This window comes from Roseibium sp., assembly GCF_048260565.1.
In the GTDB taxonomy this organism is placed as follows: Bacteria; Pseudomonadota; Alphaproteobacteria; order Rhizobiales; family Stappiaceae; genus Roseibium.
The window spans coordinates 34715-52088 of the sequence record NZ_JBLXGP010000003.1 but is presented as its reverse complement, the minus strand read 5'-3'; the positions used below and the strand labels follow the sequence as shown (position 1 = coordinate 52088).

Annotated in this window: 15 protein-coding genes; 9 read left to right on the top strand and 6 right to left on the bottom strand. The window is 62.6% G+C overall.

Annotation, left to right across the window (positions count from 1 at the left end; all coding sequences use genetic code 11):
- Positions 1-7: 7 nt before the first annotated feature.
- Positions 8-583 (bottom strand): DUF1285 domain-containing protein, encoded by a 576-nt coding sequence (locus ACN0SO_RS08415; RefSeq protein ID WP_417676516.1) that lies wholly within the window; start codon positions 581-583, stop codon positions 8-10.
- A 287-nt stretch (positions 584-870) separates the two neighbouring features.
- Between ACN0SO_RS08415 and ACN0SO_RS08410 the strand changes: the two genes are divergently transcribed.
- Genes ACN0SO_RS08410 through ACN0SO_RS08395 form a run of 4 tightly spaced genes read left to right on the top strand, consistent with a single transcriptional unit; the run spans position 871 to position 7757 of the window.
- Positions 871-1899, top strand: a complete 1029-nt coding sequence (locus ACN0SO_RS08410) for an AAA family ATPase (RefSeq protein ID WP_417676514.1) — start codon at positions 871-873, stop codon at positions 1897-1899.
- Positions 1900-1920: 21 nt separating this feature from the next.
- Positions 1921-2844, top strand: coding sequence for a DUF58 domain-containing protein (locus ACN0SO_RS08405; protein WP_417676512.1), 924 nt, complete (start codon positions 1921-1923; stop codon positions 2842-2844).
- Position 2845: 1 nt separating this feature from the next.
- The gene (locus ACN0SO_RS08400) at positions 2846-5668 is read left to right on the top strand and encodes a DUF4159 domain-containing protein (RefSeq protein ID WP_417676510.1); all 2823 of its coding nucleotides are present in this window, start codon (positions 2846-2848) and stop codon (positions 5666-5668) included.
- Positions 5669-5681: 13 nt separating this feature from the next.
- On the top strand, positions 5682-7757 hold the full coding sequence (locus ACN0SO_RS08395; RefSeq protein ID WP_417676508.1) for a hypothetical protein: 2076 nt from the start codon (positions 5682-5684) through the stop codon (positions 7755-7757).
- A 15-nt stretch (positions 7758-7772) separates the two neighbouring features.
- On the opposite strand, the gene ACN0SO_RS08390 is transcribed toward ACN0SO_RS08395, so the two are convergent.
- Positions 7773-8270, bottom strand: coding sequence for a GNAT family N-acetyltransferase (locus tag ACN0SO_RS08390; RefSeq protein WP_417676506.1), 498 nt, complete (start codon positions 8268-8270; stop codon positions 7773-7775).
- 377 nt (positions 8271-8647) lie between these two features.
- Between ACN0SO_RS08390 and ACN0SO_RS08385 the strand changes: the two genes are divergently transcribed.
- Complete coding sequence (locus ACN0SO_RS08385) at positions 8648-9619, top strand: glutathione S-transferase family protein (RefSeq protein WP_417676504.1); 972 nt, start codon at positions 8648-8650, stop codon at positions 9617-9619.
- A gap of 253 nt (positions 9620-9872) precedes the next feature.
- Entirely contained in the window at positions 9873-10289 is a 417-nt protein-coding gene (locus ACN0SO_RS08380) for a VOC family protein (protein ID WP_417676502.1), read from the top strand.
- Between the two features lie 107 nt (positions 10290-10396).
- Here ACN0SO_RS08380 and ACN0SO_RS08375 read toward each other — a convergent pair whose 3' ends face one another.
- Complete coding sequence (locus tag ACN0SO_RS08375; protein ID WP_417676500.1) at positions 10397-10894, bottom strand: NUDIX domain-containing protein; 498 nt, start codon at positions 10892-10894, stop codon at positions 10397-10399.
- A gap of 447 nt (positions 10895-11341) precedes the next feature.
- Between ACN0SO_RS08375 and ACN0SO_RS08370 the strand changes: the two genes are divergently transcribed.
- Complete coding sequence (locus ACN0SO_RS08370) at positions 11342-12247, top strand: metallophosphoesterase family protein (protein WP_417676498.1); 906 nt, start codon at positions 11342-11344, stop codon at positions 12245-12247.
- A 12-nt stretch (positions 12248-12259) separates the two neighbouring features.
- Here the strand turns inward: ACN0SO_RS08370 and ACN0SO_RS08365 are convergent, their stop codons facing one another.
- On the bottom strand, positions 12260-12841 hold the full coding sequence (locus ACN0SO_RS08365; protein ID WP_417676496.1) for a hypothetical protein: 582 nt from the start codon (positions 12839-12841) through the stop codon (positions 12260-12262).
- Positions 12842-13074: 233 nt separating this feature from the next.
- Here ACN0SO_RS08365 and mtnA point away from each other — a divergent pair, with 233 nt between their 5' ends.
- A complete protein-coding gene (gene mtnA, locus ACN0SO_RS08360; RefSeq protein ID WP_417676494.1) occupies positions 13075-14181 on the top strand; it encodes an S-methyl-5-thioribose-1-phosphate isomerase in 1107 nt (368 codons plus the stop codon).
- Between the two features lie 2 nt (positions 14182-14183).
- On the opposite strand, the gene ACN0SO_RS08355 is transcribed toward mtnA, so the two are convergent.
- Positions 14184-14798: a GNAT family N-acetyltransferase gene (locus ACN0SO_RS08355; protein WP_417676492.1), complete on the bottom strand. Its 615-nt coding sequence runs from the start codon at positions 14796-14798 to the stop codon at positions 14184-14186.
- 124 nt (positions 14799-14922) lie between these two features.
- Between ACN0SO_RS08355 and ACN0SO_RS08350 the strand changes: the two genes are divergently transcribed.
- The gene (locus ACN0SO_RS08350; protein WP_417676490.1) at positions 14923-15168 is read left to right on the top strand and encodes a hypothetical protein; all 246 of its coding nucleotides are present in this window, start codon (positions 14923-14925) and stop codon (positions 15166-15168) included.
- A gap of 21 nt (positions 15169-15189) precedes the next feature.
- On the opposite strand, the gene flhA is transcribed toward ACN0SO_RS08350, so the two are convergent.
- Positions 15190-17367: a flagellar biosynthesis protein FlhA gene (gene flhA / locus ACN0SO_RS08345; RefSeq protein WP_417676488.1), complete on the bottom strand. Its 2178-nt coding sequence runs from the start codon at positions 17365-17367 to the stop codon at positions 15190-15192.
- Positions 17368-17374 lie beyond the last annotated feature (7 nt).

Sequence of the window (17374 nt, the reverse complement as noted above, 5' to 3'; positions counted from 1 at the left end):
TTCCCAATCATGCCCGATCAGAGCTCATTTCCGGCTCAATGGCAAAAAATGTCCCACCGCTCCAGACACCGAGTTCCGTTTGTCCGTCGCACTGCCTCTCCTCGAAGAGCTCCGCCAACTCGTAGAGCAACGCACGCGACATGAGGGCTTCAAGTCGCCCCCGCACCAGAACATAAGGCTTCAACCCGTCGTTTGCCGGATCTTTTTCGAACCTCAAGGGATGGTCTCTGTCGATGTCGATGACATCACCGACATTTGTTCTCAGCGTCAGTTTCCGCTTTTCCCCATCCCCGTCCACATAAAGTTCGGCGCCGACGAATGGCGCATCATCGACGGTTATCCCGATCTTCTCCACAGGCGTGACCAGATAGGTGCGCCCGTCTGCGTCCTTGCGCAAAACGGAAGCGAACAGGCGAACCAGAGCCTCCCGCTGAATGACGCTGCCCATATAGGACCAACTGCCATCGGCCGCGATCCTTATGTCCAGATCGCCGCAAAACGGCGGATTCCAGCGTTCTACCGGTGGCGGCTTCCTGTCCGCATCCCCCGCCCGGCGCATCAGCGCGGCAAGGCCCGGCGGCATTTTTTTTACGTCGTCATTCGACAATGGCAATTGTCTCAATCCCGTATGTGTTCAAGTTTTTCCCGTCGGGGCCTGCCGGACTGCCGTTTTTATCGTCCGACGGCGGCCGGTACGGAAATTTCTCGCCCCTTGCCTCTGTCTCGCTAGAATTTGCGACTTATCTAACGGTTAATATGGTGTCAGACTGATCGAGTCGCGACAAGAAAAGCGGAAATCAGCAACAGGGAATGAAAGCGACACTGCGCCTGCCGCCTGGCTTTGAACACCAATAACAGCAAAGGTGATTTATGAGCGTCATGACCCCGTCCCCATCCGGCACGTCCGAAGCCGATCTCGAGGCGATTGCCGAAAACGCGGAGCGCGCCGTTACCCGCATCACCGAAGCCAAGGCGGATATTTCCCGCGTCATTTTCGGTCAGGACAAGGTGGTCGAGCAAAGCCTGGTCACGATCCTTGCCGGCGGTCACGGCCTTCTGGTCGGTGTTCCCGGCCTCGCCAAGACCAAGCTCGTGGAAACCCTCGGCACGGTCCTCGGCCTGAACGCCCGCCGGATCCAGTTCACGCCCGACCTGATGCCCTCCGATATCCTCGGCGCGGAAGTCATGGAACAGGCCGCCGACGGCAGCCGCGCGTTCCGGTTCATTCCCGGCCCGGTCTTCTCGCAGTTGCTGATGGCCGACGAAATCAACCGCGCCAGCCCCAGAACCCAGTCGGCACTCCTTCAGGCCATGCAGGAATATCACGTGACCGTCGCCGGCCACCCGCACAACCTGCCGCGCCCCTTCCACGTGCTGGCCACGCAGAACCCGCTGGAGCAGGAGGGCACCTATCCCCTGCCAGAAGCCCAGCTCGACCGCTTCCTGATGCAGATCGACGTGCATTATCCCGATCTCGAGGCCGAGCGGCGGATCCTGCTGGAAACCACCGGCGCCGACCAGGCCGTCGCCCAGACGGCCATGAGTGCGGAGGAGCTGGCCGAATATCAGCAACTCGTCCGTCGCATGCCGGTCGGTGAATCGGTCGTCAACGCCATCCTTCAGCTCGTCCGCGCGGCTCGCCCGCCGGAAGGCGAAACCTCCGGCAATGACATCACCAACCTGATCGCCTGGGGTCCGGGTCCGCGCGCCAGCCAGGCACTGATGCTGACCGTCCGCGCCCGAGCGCTGGTCGAAGGGCGCCTTGCACCGTCGGTGGACGATGTCCTGGCCCTCGCCGAACCGATCCTGCAACACCGCATGGCCCTCACCTTCGCCGCGCGCGCGGACGGCCACACGGTTCGTGGTGTCATTGCGCAGGTGAAGGAGCGGGTGGGTTAACGGCAGGGAGAGCGGGGTATCATGGCCTTGCAGAAAAGCGACAGCCGGATCGATCCGGCCACATGGCCGAACGTTATCGGCGAAGCGCGCACGGTCGCGGAAGCCCTTCCCGATCTCCTGGTGGAAGCCAGCCACATCTCCAGCTCCGTCATTGCCGGCTGGCACGGCCGCCGGCGCTCCGGCCCCGGCGAAAGCTTCTGGCAGTTCAGACCGTTCAATATGGGCGAGCCGGCAAAGCGGATCGACTGGCGCCGGTCGGCCCGTGACGATCATCTCTATGTGCGCGAACGCGAGTGGGAAGCGGCGCACACCGTCTGGCTCTGGGCCGACCTGTCGCCGTCCATGCTGTTTCAGTCGAAACTGGCGAAGGTCTCCAAACGCGACCGGGCCATCGTCCTCATGCTTGCGCTCGCCGACATGCTTGCCGAGACCGGTGAACGCGTCGGTCTGCCGGGGATTACCCGGCCCTTTTCCGACCGCAGGGCGGCCGAACGGGTCGCCGATGCCCTGACCCATCTGGCCAAGCCGGCCGCCTTTCCGGACGCAACCCCGATCAAGCGCTTCTCCGATGTGGTCCTGATCGCAGACATGCTCGACCCGATCGAGGAGATTGCCGCATGGATCGCCCGTGTCGCCGGAACCGGCGCGCGCGGCCATCTGGTGCAGGTGCTCGACCCGATCGAGGAAACATTTCCGTTCGAGGGACGGATCGAGTTTCACGACCTGGAACGAGGCATCTGGCTGACGACAGGCCGGGCGGAAAGCTGGCGCAAGGCCTACCGCGACCGTCTGGAAGCCCACCGGGCGGAAATCCGCGACATGGCGAAACGCGCAGGCTGGACCTATGTCCTGCACCATACGGACCGGCCGCCGGCCGAACCGCTTCTTGTGCTGCACAGCTCGCTCTCCGGCGGTAGCGAAACACTGAGCCAGGGGAACTACTAGCATGGCCGGCCTTCCCCTTGCATTCGCGGCACCCTGGGCCCTCGCGGCCCTGGTCCTGCTGCCGGTCATCTGGTGGCTGTTGCGCCTCATGCCACCACGGCCCCGGGAAGTCTCCTTCCCGCCGACCCGGCTGCTGCTCGATATCGATGAGCACGAGGAAACGCCGCAACGCAGCCCCTGGTGGCTGACCCTGCTGCGGCTCACGCTCGCCGCCTGTCTGATCCTGGCCCTGGCAGGCCCGATCTGGCGCCCGGCGGAAGAGGTCGACAGCGGTGACGGCGTCTTGTGGCTCCTTCTCGACAACGGCTGGACCTCCGCGAAGAGTTGGGACGAGCAGGTCACGGCCGCCGAACAGCTGCTGAGCGGTCTGGAAAACAAGAGCCAGCCGGTCCTGTTCGCGGCAACGGCGGAAGGCCCGTCGCAACCGCTTGTTCCCGCGACGGCGACAACAGCCCTTGAACGATTGCGCGCCCTTCAGCCCCGCGCCTGGGCTCCCAACAGAAGCGAACTGATCGCCGGCCTGCGAAAGGCTGCCCAGGCCACGCCTCCCGGTGCCGTGATCTGGCTGAGCGACGGTACGCAACAGAACGCGGCCTCCCGGTTCCAGGAAGATCTCGCCTCAATCGCCGGAGACGCGCCGATCACCGTTCTTGACGGCCTGCGCACGCCGAAGGGACTGAAGGCCCTGTCCAATGACACCGACGCCCTGTCCATGACCGTCGTCCGGCACCCGGATGACCCGGAGCCCACGGTTGCCTTGCGCGCGCTCGACCTGAAAGGCCTGACCCTGGGCCAGACCCAAGCGGTGTTCGAAGGATCGGCCACTGAAACCGAGGCCCGCTTCGAACTGCCGAGCGAACTGCGCAATGACATTGCACGGGTGGAAATCGTCGGCGAGAACGCCGCCGGCGCCGTTCAGTTGATCGACGACAGCTGGCGCCGCAGGACAGTCGGTCTGGTTTCCGGGCAATCCGCCGATCTCGCCCAGCCGCTTCTGTCGCCGCTCTATTATCTGCAGCGGGCCCTGAGCCCCTTTTCCGATATCCGTGTCCCGCGCCAGGCCGATCTTGCGGTCTCCATACCGACCCTGTTGGACCAGGGCGTTTCCGTGCTCATCCTGGCCGACGTCGGCCGCCTGCCGGACAATATCGTCAGGGAACTGGGCGATTGGATTTCCGGCGGCGGCATTCTGGTCCGCTTTGCGGGTCCGCGCACGGCAGGCGGGACCGACGATCTGATCCCGGTCCCCTTGCGCAAGGGCGACCGGTCTCTCGGGGGAAGCCTGTCGTGGAAACAGCCGCAACGGCTGGCGGACTTCACCGCGGATTCGCCCTTCGCCGGCCTGAAGGTTCCCGCCGAGGTTACCGTGAGCCGTCAGGTGCTGGCCGAGCCCACATCCGACCTGCCCGACCGCACATGGGCGACACTGGAGGACGGGACACCTCTGGTCACCGCCGCTCCGAAAGGACGCGGCACGATCGTCCTGTTTCATGTCACCGGAGAATCCTCCTGGTCCAACCTGCCGCTGTCCGGCGTGTTTGTTGACATGCTGCGCCGGATCCTGGCGGTCTCGAACGTTGCCCCCCAGGGCTCGCCGACGGGAGATGCAGGTGCTGCCGTACAAAACGTCCTGCCGCCGTTGCGCCTGCTCGACGGCTTCGGGCGGTTTTCCGCCCCGCCGCCGGAAGTGACCCCGGTCACCATGTCCGACTTCCGCGACGCCCATGCCAGCCGCAAGATCCCGCCCGGCCTTTATGGCAGCGAAGACGGCTTCAGGGCCCTGAATCTGCTCGGGGAAGAGGACGTCCTGTCTCCTCTGGATACGGATCAGCTCGGCGAAAACGCTACGGTCATGGGCTACCCCTCATCCGATCCGGTTGATCTGCGCGCCACGTTCTTCAGCCTGACCTTCCTGCTTTTGCTGGCGGATGCGCTGATCGTCATCCTGCTGGCCGGCGGCCTGAGCCGATTGCACCTGCGCCGATCCGTGGCCTCGGTTGCGGCGGTCGTCCTGGCTTTCGGCCTGCTTGGGGCAGCCGTTCCGAGGGCACATGCACAGTCGAACTCCGACGACGTCCGCGCCCTGGAATCCACCCTCAAGACGCGGCTTGCCTATGTCATCACGGGCAACTCCCAGATCGACAACACGAGCTATGCCGGGCTTTTCGGCCTGACCCAGTTCCTGACCGAACGGACGGCCCTTGAACCCGGGGAGCCGGTCGGCGTCGACATCGCCCGCGACGAACTGTCGTTTTATTCCCTGCTCTACTGGCCGATCGATCCGGCGGCAGAAAAGCCGACCGACCGGACCATGGCGCGCATCGATACCTTCATGCGCAACGGCGGAACGATCCTGTTCGACACAAGAGATCAGCTCACCGCATCGGCGAACAGTTTCGCCAACACGCCGGAAACCGCGAAGCTGCGGGAAATCCTCAGCGGCCTCGACATCCCGCCGCTGGAGCCGGTGCCGCCCGACCACGTCCTGACAAAGGCTTTCTACCTTCTGGAAACCTTTCCCGGACGCTACGCCACAGGCCAGTTGTGGGTCGAAAGCCTGGACGAAGCGCCGACGGCCAGCGGCGAACGCCCGGTTCGGGCCGGCGACGGCGTATCGCCCATCCTGATCACCGGCAACGACTTCGCCGGCGCCTGGGCAATCGACGATACGGGCAGTTTCCTGTTTCCCACGGTCCCGGACGATGCGGTGCAGCGCGACTATGCTTTCCGGTCCGGCGTGAACATCGTCATGTACGGCCTTACCGGCAACTACAAGGCCGATCAGGTTCATATTCCGGCCCTTCTGGAACGGCTCGGACAATGAGGAGACACCATTCATGATCTGGTCCCTCTCCTTCGATCCGCTCATTCCGGTGTGGGCGCTCGCCGCCGCGGTCCTGCTGGTCGCGGCTCTGGCGACGATTACCGCCCTGATGCGCCTCAGAGGCTGGTTCCTGCGCGTCGCCACCATGGCGCTGGTGGCTCTTGCACTCGCCAACCCGGCCGTCGAACGCGAAAACCGCCAACCGCTGTCCAGCGTGGTCGCACTGGTCGTCGACAAGAGCCAGAGCCAGTTGCTCGCCGACCGGCCAGAGGAAACGGAAACGGCCGTTGACGAACTGCAGAAACGCCTGGAGGCCCTGCCCGGCTTCGAGGTCCGGCGCATCGAGGCGAAGAACGCCGGTAACGGCGACGGAACCACTCTGTTCCAGTCGCTCGCCGACGGTCTGTCCGATGTTCCGCCCGACCGGGTCGGCGGCGCCATCCTCATCACGGACGGTCAGGTGCACGACGTGCCGGCCAATCCCGGAAGCCTGGGTTTCAATGCCCCCATTCATGGGCTGATAACCGGAACGGCGGATGAACGGGACCGGCGCCTGATCCTGCACAAGGCACCGAGGTTCGGACTGGTCGGCTCGGAACAGATCATCTCGGTCCGCGTCGTCGACCATGGGCGCGACACCCGGCCGACGGGGCGCGTGCGCCTGATCGTCCGCAGGGATGGCGCTGTGGTCAGCGAGCGCAACGCATCGCTTGGCGAAACCATCGACATTCCGGTCGAGATCGCCCATGGCGGCGACAATATCTTCGAATTCGAAGCGGAAGCGCTGGACGGCGAACTCACGACGCTCAACAACAAGGCGGTCGTCACCGTCGACGGCATCCGGGAAAACCTGCGCGTGCTCCTGGTGTCCGGCTCGCCCCATGCAGGCGAGCGCACCTGGCGCAATCTTCTGAAATCGGACGCCTCGGTCGATCTCGTGCATTTCACCATCCTGCGTCCGCCGGAAAAGCAGGACGGAACGCCGATCAACCAGCTGTCCCTGATCGCCTTTCCGACCCGCGAGCTGTTCTCGGTCAAGATCGACGAATTCGACCTGATCATCTTTGACCGCTATGTGCGTCGTGGCGTACTGCCGATGCTCTATTTCGACAATATCGCCCGCTTCGTGCGCGACGGCGGCGCCGTGCTTCTGGCCGGCGGACCCGACTATGCGGAGGCCGGCAGCCTGTATCGCACACCGCTGGCCCCGATCCTTCCGGCCCGGCCCACAGGCGAAATCCTGGAAGAGCCCTATCATGCCGCCGTCGCGGATCTCGGGTCCCGGCACCCGGTAACCCGTGGGCTTCCGGGCGCAACCGCCAACCCGCCCAACTGGAGCCGTTGGTTCCGTCTGGTCGATACGGAGGTCGATACGGGCCAGACGCTCATGACCGGCCCCGGCGAACAGCCGCTTCTGGTGCTCAATCGCGAGGGCGAGGGCCGCGTCGCCATGCTCATGTCCGATCATGTCTGGCTCTGGGCCCGCGGCTATGAAGGCGGCGGCCCTCATGTGCCGCTGCTGCGCCGTCTCGCCCACTGGCTGATGAAGGAACCGGACCTGGAGGAAGAGGCCCTGCGGGTTTCCATGCGCGGTCCGGAACTGATCGTCGAACGCCAGTCTCTCGGGGAAACCATCGATGAGGTCACCGTCAAATCACCGTCGGGCAAGGAGACGCCGGTCACCATGACGGAAGGCGATCCCGGTCTGTGGCGCGGCTCCGTGACGACTTCGGAAACCGGCCTGTTCACGGTCACCGAGGGCGACAAGACGGCTCTGGTTCACGCCGGACCGCAAAATCCGAAGGAATATACCGACGTCCTGTCGACCACATCCGTACTCGAGTCCACCAGCCTGGTGACGGGCGGCGTTACCCGGCGCCTGGCCGATCTTGGCGGCGGAGTGGACGTTCCGCGTATCGTGCCGCTTCGTCAGGCGGCGTCTTACGCGGGAACCGGCTGGATCGGCCTTAAGACGACGAACGCCAGCGTACTGAACGGGATCGACCGCTACCCGCTGTTCCTCGGCCTGATCGGGCTGGCAGTCCTGCTCGGCGCCCTGTCGCTGACCTGGTATCGGGAAGGTCGCTGACCGAAGGCGGCGGGATCAGTTCCGCCCGCCGCGCACCTGCCCGCTCGGCGGCTCACTGCCGTTGAGCGGCACAATCAGAACCCGCGCCGGGTCGACCGGACCGGGCAGCTGGATGGAGCCGAACGCAACCTGCCGGAACCCCATGGGACCGTAGTAAGGCGCATCTCCAACCAGCAGGATGGCCGTTTCGCCTGCCGCGGCCGATGCATCGATGGCGGTCCGCAGCAGCAGCTTTCCAAGCCCCCGATTCTTGAATTCAGGTGCCACGGTCAGGGGACCGAGCAGCAGGGCCGGCGTCGAGCCGATGGTAATCGGCGTGAGACGTACGGATCCGGCCAGGGTTGGACCGGACAAACCGACGAAGCTCAGGGAAGGCAGATGCGGAACGCCTTCGCGGATCCGGAAGGCTGTCCGCGCAAACCGTCCCGGACCGAATGCTGCGGCCTGAAGGGCGTCAATCTCTGCCGTGTCTGCGGCATCCTCGAGACGAATGAACCAATTTTCGGATTTCATGTGGCATTTCCTGGCAAGCAAACTGGAATTCGCGCCTGCCTTCATGCCCTGCCTTGATATCGACGGAAGGGGGAACCGGTCAGCCGCGACGGAACAGACGAGAAATGTCTCGTCGGCTGCTTCGTCGTCGCAATGTGGAACCGGTCATCATCGGCGATAAGTCACTTTCTGTCGGCGGGCTTTGCCAAAAGTGGATCGCCGATAGCACGTAAGATGGCAGCCGGTCCAGCGTATTTTTTCGCAGGCAACCGAAAATCCGGGGTTCCCGCCCCTTCGCTACCGACTGTCCACCTGGGGGAAACACACCATTCAAACCGTTGCATTTCCCTGGATTCGGGCCACATTCTTCAGGAAACGCAAGAGAATTGAGGTTTATCATGGGTTTGTTGGTCGACGGCGTCTGGAAAGATCAATGGTACGATACGAAGTCCAGCGGCGGACGATTCGTACGCAAGGACTCCGCTTTCCGGAACTGGATCACAACGGACGGCAGCGCAGGCCCGAGCGGGACCGGAGGGTTCAAGGCGGAAGCCGGCCGCTATCACCTGTTCGTATCGCTGGCCTGCCCCTGGGCCCACCGCACCCTGATCTTCCGCAAGCTGAAAGGCCTGGAGGATCTGATACCGGTCACGGCCGTCGAACCCCTGATGCTGGAAAACGGCTGGACCTTCAAGACACCGGATCCGGTCACCGGTTCCGACTATGCCTGGCAGATCTATGTGAAGGCCGACCCGCACTATAACGGCCGGGCGACGGTGCCGATCCTGTGGGACAAGAAAACCGGCACCATCGTCAACAACGAATCCGCCGAAATCATCCGCATGTTCAACAGCGCCTTCAACGATCTGACCGGGTCGCGCTCCGACTATTACCCGGCCGATCTTCGCGGGGAAATCGACCGGATCAACGAGCGTGTCTATGACGGCGTCAACAACGGCGTCTACAGGGCCGGTTTCGCCACCACGCAGCCCGCCTATGAAGAAGCGGTCACAGAGGTTTTCGACACGCTGGACTGGCTGGACGACCTTCTGGAGAGCCGGCGCTACCTTGCCGGAGACCGGCTGACGGAGGCCGACTGGCGCCTGTTCACGACCCTCATCCGGTTCGACGCCGTCTATGTCGGGCACTTCAAGTGCAATCTCCGCCGCATCGCCGACTACCCGAACCTGTCGAATTATCTCCGCGACCTCTACCAGACGCCGGGTGTTGCCGAGACGGTCGATCTGGCGACCATCAAGCAGCACTATTACGGCTCGCACGGCTCCATCAATCCAAACGGGATCGTACCGGCCGGACCGGTACTGGATTTCGATGCGCCCCACAATCGGGAACGGCTCAGGGCCGCATGAACTCCCGGCGGACGGCTCGGGAGCAGGACCTATCAACTCGGCCCGCGCTCGGCGGCAACCTCAACAGAATACGGACGCTTGACTGAACGGATGTAGCGGCAGTGTTGCGGGAAAAAGGCTTTCGCCGCAATTACGCCAATGTCGACTTTAGAGGTTCATAAGAGATCGCATTGTTGGCCGATTTGAATGGTGGCATTACAACAGTGCTGTAAACGCGTTTGAATGACCAAACTTCAGGACGGAAGCACGAAGCATGATTGCCTACGTGACAGTCGGTGCGGATGACATCGCACGCGCAAGAAGGTTCTATTCCGCGTTCCTGCCAGCCCTTGGCTACGAACTTGAGGAGGGACCTGAGGGACTGAGTTACGTGCTGCCCGTACACCCCGGTCAGTCTGCCGTTTTGCCTGACTTCTACGTCAAGCCACCCTACGATGGGCGACCGGCCTCGGCTGGTAACGGCTCCATGGTTGCATTTGAGGCACGCACTCAAAAGGAGGTTCGCGAGCTTCATGCCGCCGCGCTTCTCGCAGGCGGTTCCGACGAGGGCCAGCCGGGCTTTCGTGCGTCTTACGGACCCCGGTTCTATGTTGGCTACCTGCGCGATCCTCAAGGCAACAAGATTGCACTTTTCTCCAGCAATCCGAACGAACCGGGACGAGAAGGATAGTACCGGTTAAAGGGCTGAAATAGCCGTTTACAGCATCTCGGCTGATCGGCATTACGAGCTCAGGGCCGCCGTTGGATGGCTATTCCACTTGCCCCTGATGATCTCCCTCACCAGTATCCGCCGGCGCCCGGTTCCTGCACACGGGTGCCGAGACAGAACTCGGCAATGCGCTCCGCAGTCGCCCGTGTCGTATCTGCAGGCAGATCGTCCGGGCGGAAGAAACGCGCTTCCAGGATTTCCCCGTTCGGCTGGAGAAAACTGTCCAGGGCCTCCCAGGCAACCGCCTCGAAAAGTGCGATGTGATCGCGGCCGAAGCTTTCCCGGTTGAGATAGACACCAAGCAGGCGCGGATCCTCCGTCGCCGAAATACCGGCCTCTTCCTGTAGCTCGCGCACGGCCGCTTCGGCCATGACCTCGCCGCCGTCCACGCCTCCGCCTGGAAGATACCAGCCGCGCATGTAGCTGTGGCGGACGAGAAGCACGTGATCGTCCCCATTTCGCACGAGGATCCGGACGCCCAGGGAAAACGGATTCCGCAGCAGCGACTGACCGTAAATCAGCCGTTTGGTCAGGCGGGGCGGCAATAGGGCAAAAAATTTCAGCATGGACAGAAACTCAAAAAAGAAACGATCTTCTCAAAGTATACGGTCGTTTAACCTATGCAACCAACGCAGGGCAGCCGCGCTATTAAATAGACTACACAATCAGCATGAAGATGACTATTTGAGCAGCAGATTGATTACGAAGCAGGCAACTGCAGGATAAATACGGCGCGTCCCCATCGACAAAACAGCCGAACCAAAACAAGAGAACAGATCATGCTGAGCACATTCTTTACCCGTCGCCGCCGCCCGCGGTCCTTCCATTGGAAGCCGTCCGTCGATCTGACAAATCCCCGGATTGCAGCGATCCTGATGACGTTCCCGAGCAACTGACGCTCGGAACACCGGTCTCTGGCAAATGGAGCACCGGTTTCTGAAAATGCATTGTCTTTAATACGGCGCCGCGTTTTTCCTTGACGCAGCGCCGTTTGCTTTGATGATGCGCGCACGATGCTGAAACTTGCTCACCTTTCCGACCCCCATCTGGGTCCTCTTCCCGATCCAAAGCTGCTCCAGCTCTTCTCGAAACGGATTCTCGGCTACCTGAACTGGCGCACGCACCGCTCCAGGGTGATGGGTGGGAACGCTCTCGACCAGCTCGTTGCCGACATGCAGGCCCAGCAGCCCGATCACATCGCGATCACGGGCGATCTGGTCAACATCGCCTTGCCGCTTGAAATCATCGGTGCGCGGCACTGGCTGGAGGAAGTCGGCCCTCCGGACCGGGTTTCCCTGGTTCCGGGGAATCATGACGCCTATGTCCCCGGTGCCCTGAAGAAGGCCGCGGAAGCCTGGAAGCCCTATATGTCGGCGGATACCGGTTCCCAGGATCCGAAAGAAGGCGGCTTTCCGTATGTGCGCCGGCGTGGAGATGTCGCGATCATCGGCGTTTCGACCGCCCGCGCGACCGGCCCCTGGTTCGCCACCGGCAGGGTCGGCAGCCGCCAGGCTCTGGCACTACGCCGGATCCTGACCGAACTCGGTCAGGAAGGCCTGTTCCGGGTCGTCCTCATTCATCACCCGCCGTTCCGCAAAGCCACCCACTGGCACAAGCGTCTGTCCGATGCCTCCCGGGTCCGGGCGGTGTTGAAGCGTGCCGGCGCCGAACTCGTCCTGCACGGCCATACCCATGTCGACAGCCGAGCGGAAATCGAAGGACCGGCCGGGCCGATTCCTGTGATCGGAGTGCCTTCGGCAACGAATGCGCCGGGCGGAAAGAAACCGGCCGCACGCTACAACCTGTTTGCAATTTCCCGAAACGAAAACGGCTGGTCCTGTGCCTTCACCGAACGCGGGTTCAGCACCCCCGGCGAACCAATAGCAGAATTGTTCAGAACCGACCTGAAGGTCCCTTAAGGGCAGGCCCCATCAAAGCGGATTGGCAAACCAGGCGTAGGTGACCAGACCGGCGGCACCGGCAGCAAGCCCGACGATGAATGCCCCGAATGCCGCGCCCCAGGAAACCCGGGACTTCGACCGTTCCGATTCCGCCACCCCGACGGCAACCTGGCGAAGGCGGTTGTTCAGCCAATCGCCTTCCAGCGCCTTTTCCCGTTCCAGGATGCGCTCCGCGATATACTCCGTCAGGCAGTCGGCCATATCGTCTATTTCGGCCGTTTCCAGAATGACGACCCGGCCGAGCCGCGTATCCTTCACGAACCGGTAAGTTCGCCGATCGCCCGCCATCACCACATGACCGGTGACGTCGATCCAGAACCGCGGCGTGGAGCCGGCGACAATCTGCAATGTAAACTGATCGTCGTCTTCAGGGATTTCCTTGAAGACGTCCTTCATTTCGTCGGCCAGCATTTCCAGCCGGGCCCGTTCGCTATCCTGCAGCTCGACGACCACGTCAGAGCGCTCGACTTCCCCAAGCTGAACCTTGCGGATGGCATCGCGCAAAGACCTGACCCGCGTGTGCGGCACCACGTTATCCTGCATTTCAGACATGGCTTTCCGGCTCCATCCTCTACTCGTCGCCCTCACACGATCAGTCTTAACCAATTCTTACCGCGGGAAAACAGACGCAAGACCGGCTATCACCGTCTTCCACCGGCATTGCGGCAATAATGGTTAACAACAATTAAGCTATTTCGGTCAAATTTGCCAGAACTCAGATGCTGGCGAACATGCCGGTGATACGTTATGCAGATCGAAGAGTAGATTCACCGGAGGCCGGCGCCATGAATGTAAACGGGGAAAAATACCGCACCATCTGGGTCGCCGATGACGGCGAAAGCGTCGAAATCATCGACCAGACCAGGTTCCCTTATGCCTTCGAGACGACCTTGCTGCGGACGATGGAAGACGCTGCTCATGCGATCCGGGTCATGCAGGTGCGCGGAGCGCCCCTGATCGGCGCGACTGCCGCTTACGGCGTGGCCCTCGCCATGTGCGAGGACGCGTCGGACGATTCGCTCGACACGGCCTGCCAGACTTTGCTGCAGACCCGGCCGACGGCCGTCAATCTCCGCTGGGCTCTGGATCTTGCCCGCAGGACGCTCATTCAGATCCCTCCGGAAAACCGTAAGGAAACCGCCTACAAGCTGGCCGCACAGGTGTGCGACGAAGACATTGCCATCAACATGGCGATCGGCATGCACGGCATGGATCTGATCACCGAAATCGCCAAGACGAAGGCGCCCGGCGAACCGGTCAACATTCTCACCCACTGCAATGCCGGCTGGCTTGCCACCGTCGACTGGGGCACGGCGACGGCGCCGATCTATATGTCCCACGAGTCCGGCATTCCGGTTCATGTCTGGGTGGACGAGACCCGCCCCCGCAACCAGGGCGCCTTTCTGACCGCCTGGGAACTGGGCCACCACGGCGTGCCGCACACGGTCATCGTCGACAATGCCGGCGGCCACCTGATGCAACACGGCCAGGTGGACATGGTTATCGTCGGCACGGACCGCACCACGGCCTCCGGCGATGTCTGTAACAAGATCGGAACCTATCTGAAGGCGCTCGCCGCAAAAGACAACGGCGTTCCCTTCTATGTGGCCCTGCCCTCGCCCACCATCGACTTCACCCTGTCCGACGGTGTCCGCGAAATTCCGATCGAGGAACGCGCGGCGGACGAGGTCAACCGGATGACCGGCCGGTCGCAGACCGGCGCGATCGAGACCATCGAGATCGTCGCGGAAGGATCGGACGTCGCCAATCCCGCCTTCGACGTCACGCCGGCGCGGCTGGTGACCGGGCTCATCACGGAGCGGGGTGTCCTGCAAGCCGACCGCCAGGCCATCGCCACCGCCTTTCCCGAAAGGGTCAGGCCAGCGGCCTAAGGCTATTTCGCCAGAAACGGCACGTGCGGACCCTTGTCCTTTTCAAGAAGCCCGGTTGCGCGCGGATCGTCCATGACTTCGATGGACCGCTTGTAAGCGACAAAGCCGCAGGAACGATAAAACCCGATCGCCTGCGGACTGTCGCCCGTACAGGTGTGCAGCCAGAACCGCTTCGTCTGCGGGCGTGACCAGACCATCCTGACGGCCTGAGCCATCAGCCAACGGCCAAGGCCCGACCCGACCGCGGAAGGAACGAGGCCGAAATAGGCAAGCTCCGGATTTTCCGGATCCGCATAGTCGATTTCCAGAAGGCCCATTTGGCGCCCGTTGACGACCGGCGTGAAAACCTCGAGGCCGGGCGCCGACAACACGGTCTCCAGCCCGTCGTCATCGAGCGCGAGCCTGCCGCACCAGAGCCAGTCCTCACCGATTTCCCGGAACAGTCTCTTGTACTCCGCTGCGTCCGGCGACCTCCAGCGCTCCAGCGACACATCCTGCCGGTCGTCCGCAAGCGGTGCGTCCGGCGCCTCTGTCATTTCGAGAAAGGTAACGACTACAGCGATCTTGTCGTCGGGAAGGTCTGTGTAACCGTTCAGGTCGAGCGAAGCGGATGACATGGGTACTCCTGTTTTCCATGCCGGTTACCAGCCGGGGCGCGACGGCTCAACTGATTAGAGCGGATAGCGGCCTCAAATTGCAAAAATTAAGCGCCTGTTAACCAAAGTCACGCACTCTGTCGGTATGGCTGCTATTGGAAACAACTACGCAAAGCGACACGAAGCTCCTTCCCGCAAGGACATCAACAAGGCTTGGTCGAACCAGCGGCGCAAGGCGATCCAGCAGTCGCAAAACATCCGCTCGCAGTTCTCCGCGAACATCTTCTCGACGAGTGTGCTTGTTTCCCAAAGGCAGACGGTCAACGCCATTCAGGGCGGCAGCTATTCGAGTATGGCTTCCGCCATGGCACGCGTTAATATTCTCGTCTGAGCCTGAAACCGGCTTCTTCTTCTAAATCGAACTGATCGTCTTGAGCTTCACGCGCGGGTGAATCTCGCTCTGGCTCATGACCGTCGTATGCGCGCGGAAACGTTCCACGATGGAACGCACGAACGGGCGGTTCTGCGGCGACGTCAGCAGGACCGGCACTTCTCCGTCCTGGGCTGCCGCCTCAAAACGGTCGCGCACCAGACCGACGAATTCCTGCAGCTTCGACGGCTGCATCGCCAACTGGCGGTCTTCCCCTTCGCCCACGACCGACTCCAGGAAAGCCTGTTCCCACTGGGGAGAAAGGGCGATCAGGGGCAGATAGCCGCCATGCGCCAGATTGGCCGCGCAGATCTGCCGGCCGAGCCGCGTGCGCACATGCTCGGCGATCGTGTTGGTGTTGCGCGTCATGCCGACGGCCTCCGATACCCCCTCCAGGATCGTGCCCAGATCGCGTACGGATACCCGCTCGCTGAGCAGGGTCTGCAGGATCCGCTGAATGCCCGAAACCGTGATCTGGCCCGGAATGAGGTCGTCGACCAGCTTGGCCTGCTCGCCCTGCAGCTCCTTCAGAAGCTTCTGGACGTCGCCGTAGGTGAGAAGCTCGCTGATGTTGTTCTTGATGGTTTCGGTGAGATGCGTGGACAGCACCGTCGCCGGATCGACGACCGTGTAGCCGCGCAGCGATGCGTCTTCCCGGTACTGGGCCTCCACCCAGGTCGCTGGCAGGCCGAAGGTCGGTTCCGTCGTGTGGGTTCCCGGCAGCTTCACCTGACCGCCTGCCGGATCCATCACCATGAAATGGTTCGGATAAAGCATGCCGCGCCCGGCCTCGACCTCCTTTACCTTGATCACGTAATCGTTCGCGCCGAGCTGGATATTGTCCAGGATCCGGACCGGCGGCATGATCACGCCCATATCGCCGGCGATCTGACGGCGCAGTGCCTTGATCTGTTCGGTCAGTTGATCGCCGCCCGTCTGGTCCTTGCCGTTGATGAGCGGCAGCAGCGCATAGCCGAGCTCGATTCGCAGCTCGTCCATCTTGAGCGCGTCGGTGATCGGCGGCTCAGGCGGCGGAGCGGGCGCGGCCGCGATCGCCTTTTTCACCGACTCGGTATGTTCTGCCTGTTTTTTCTGCGAGCCGACCTTGTAGGCAAGATAGCCGGCAAGCCCCGCCAGTCCCAGGAACGGGATCATCGGCATGCCCGGGAGAAACGACAGGATCGCCATCACCGCGGCCGACATGCCGAGCGCGTTGGGATAGCCGGTGAACTGGCTCACCAGTGCCTTGTCGGCCGCGCCCTGTACGCCGGCTTTCGACACCAGAAGGCCGGCAGCGGTCGAAACGATCAGCGCCGGGATCTGCGAAACGAGCCCGTCGCCGATGGTCAGCAGCGTGTAATTGTTCGCGGCCTCGGAGAAGGACAACTGCATCTGGGCCACCCCGATGAAGATGCCGCCCAGAATGTTGATGAAGGTGATCAGCAGGCCGGCGATGGCATCACCGCGCACGAATTTGGACGCACCGTCCATGGCCCCGAAGAAGGAGCTTTCGTTTTCCAGGTCCCGCCGGCGCGCCCGTGCCTCCGCCTCGTCGATCAGGCCGGCGGACAGATCCGCATCGATCGCCATCTGCTTGCCGGGCATCGCGTCAAGAGTGAAGCGCGCCGCCACTTCCGCGATACGGCCCGAACCCTTGGTGATCACCACGAAATTCACGATCACCAGGATCGCGAACACGATGATCCCGATGACGAAATTGCCCCCCATCACCAGATTGCCGAAGGTCTGGATCACCTGTCCGGCCGCAGTCGTGCCTTCGTGGCCGTTGGCCAGGATCAACCGTGTCGAAGCCAGGTTGAGACCGAGGCGCAGCATGGTCGCGATCAGAAGAACCGTCGGAAACGATGAAAACTCCAGAGGCTTCTGGATGAACAGTCCGGTCATCAGCACCAGGACCGAGAAGATGATGGAAACCGCCAGGAAGACGTCCAGCATCATCGGTGGAATGGGCAGAATCAGCAGGGTCAGGATAATGAGGATACCGACGCCGAGGCCGACGTCGCCGCGTTTCAGCGAGTGCACGATTCCCGCGAACGAGAAAAAAGACCCGGACGCCCTCGATGCCTCCGGGTTCGCCGCTTCGCCGCCCTGGGGCGCTGCCGCGACCGGCACTCCTTCGCCTGCTGTTGTGTCCGCCATTATCCGC

Coding starts and splice junctions, on each gene's coding strand:
- ACN0SO_RS08350 (WP_417676490.1), top strand. CDS start 14,923: ATGGCTGCTATTGGAAACAACTACGCAAAGCGACACGAAGCTCCTTCC.
- ACN0SO_RS08365 (WP_417676496.1), bottom strand. CDS start 12,841: ATGTCTGAAATGCAGGATAACGTGGTGCCGCACACGCGGGTCAGGTCT.
- mtnA (WP_417676494.1), top strand. CDS start 13,075: ATGAATGTAAACGGGGAAAAATACCGCACCATCTGGGTCGCCGATGAC.
- ACN0SO_RS08355 (WP_417676492.1), bottom strand. CDS start 14,798: ATGTCATCCGCTTCGCTCGACCTGAACGGTTACACAGACCTTCCCGAC.
- ACN0SO_RS08385 (WP_417676504.1), top strand. CDS start 8,648: ATGGGTTTGTTGGTCGACGGCGTCTGGAAAGATCAATGGTACGATACG.
- flhA (WP_417676488.1), bottom strand. CDS start 17,367: ATGGCGGACACAACAGCAGGCGAAGGAGTGCCGGTCGCGGCAGCGCCC.
- ACN0SO_RS08405 (WP_417676512.1), top strand. CDS start 1,921: ATGGCCTTGCAGAAAAGCGACAGCCGGATCGATCCGGCCACATGGCCG.
- ACN0SO_RS08375 (WP_417676500.1), bottom strand. CDS start 10,894: ATGCTGAAATTTTTTGCCCTATTGCCGCCCCGCCTGACCAAACGGCTG.
- ACN0SO_RS08410 (WP_417676514.1), top strand. CDS start 871: ATGAGCGTCATGACCCCGTCCCCATCCGGCACGTCCGAAGCCGATCTC.
- ACN0SO_RS08400 (WP_417676510.1), top strand. CDS start 2,846: ATGGCCGGCCTTCCCCTTGCATTCGCGGCACCCTGGGCCCTCGCGGCC.
- ACN0SO_RS08390 (WP_417676506.1), bottom strand. CDS start 8,270: ATGAAATCCGAAAATTGGTTCATTCGTCTCGAGGATGCCGCAGACACG.
- ACN0SO_RS08395 (WP_417676508.1), top strand. CDS start 5,682: ATGATCTGGTCCCTCTCCTTCGATCCGCTCATTCCGGTGTGGGCGCTC.
- ACN0SO_RS08415 (WP_417676516.1), bottom strand. CDS start 583: ATGCCGCCGGGCCTTGCCGCGCTGATGCGCCGGGCGGGGGATGCGGAC.
- ACN0SO_RS08370 (WP_417676498.1), top strand. CDS start 11,342: ATGCTGAAACTTGCTCACCTTTCCGACCCCCATCTGGGTCCTCTTCCC.
- ACN0SO_RS08380 (WP_417676502.1), top strand. CDS start 9,873: ATGATTGCCTACGTGACAGTCGGTGCGGATGACATCGCACGCGCAAGA.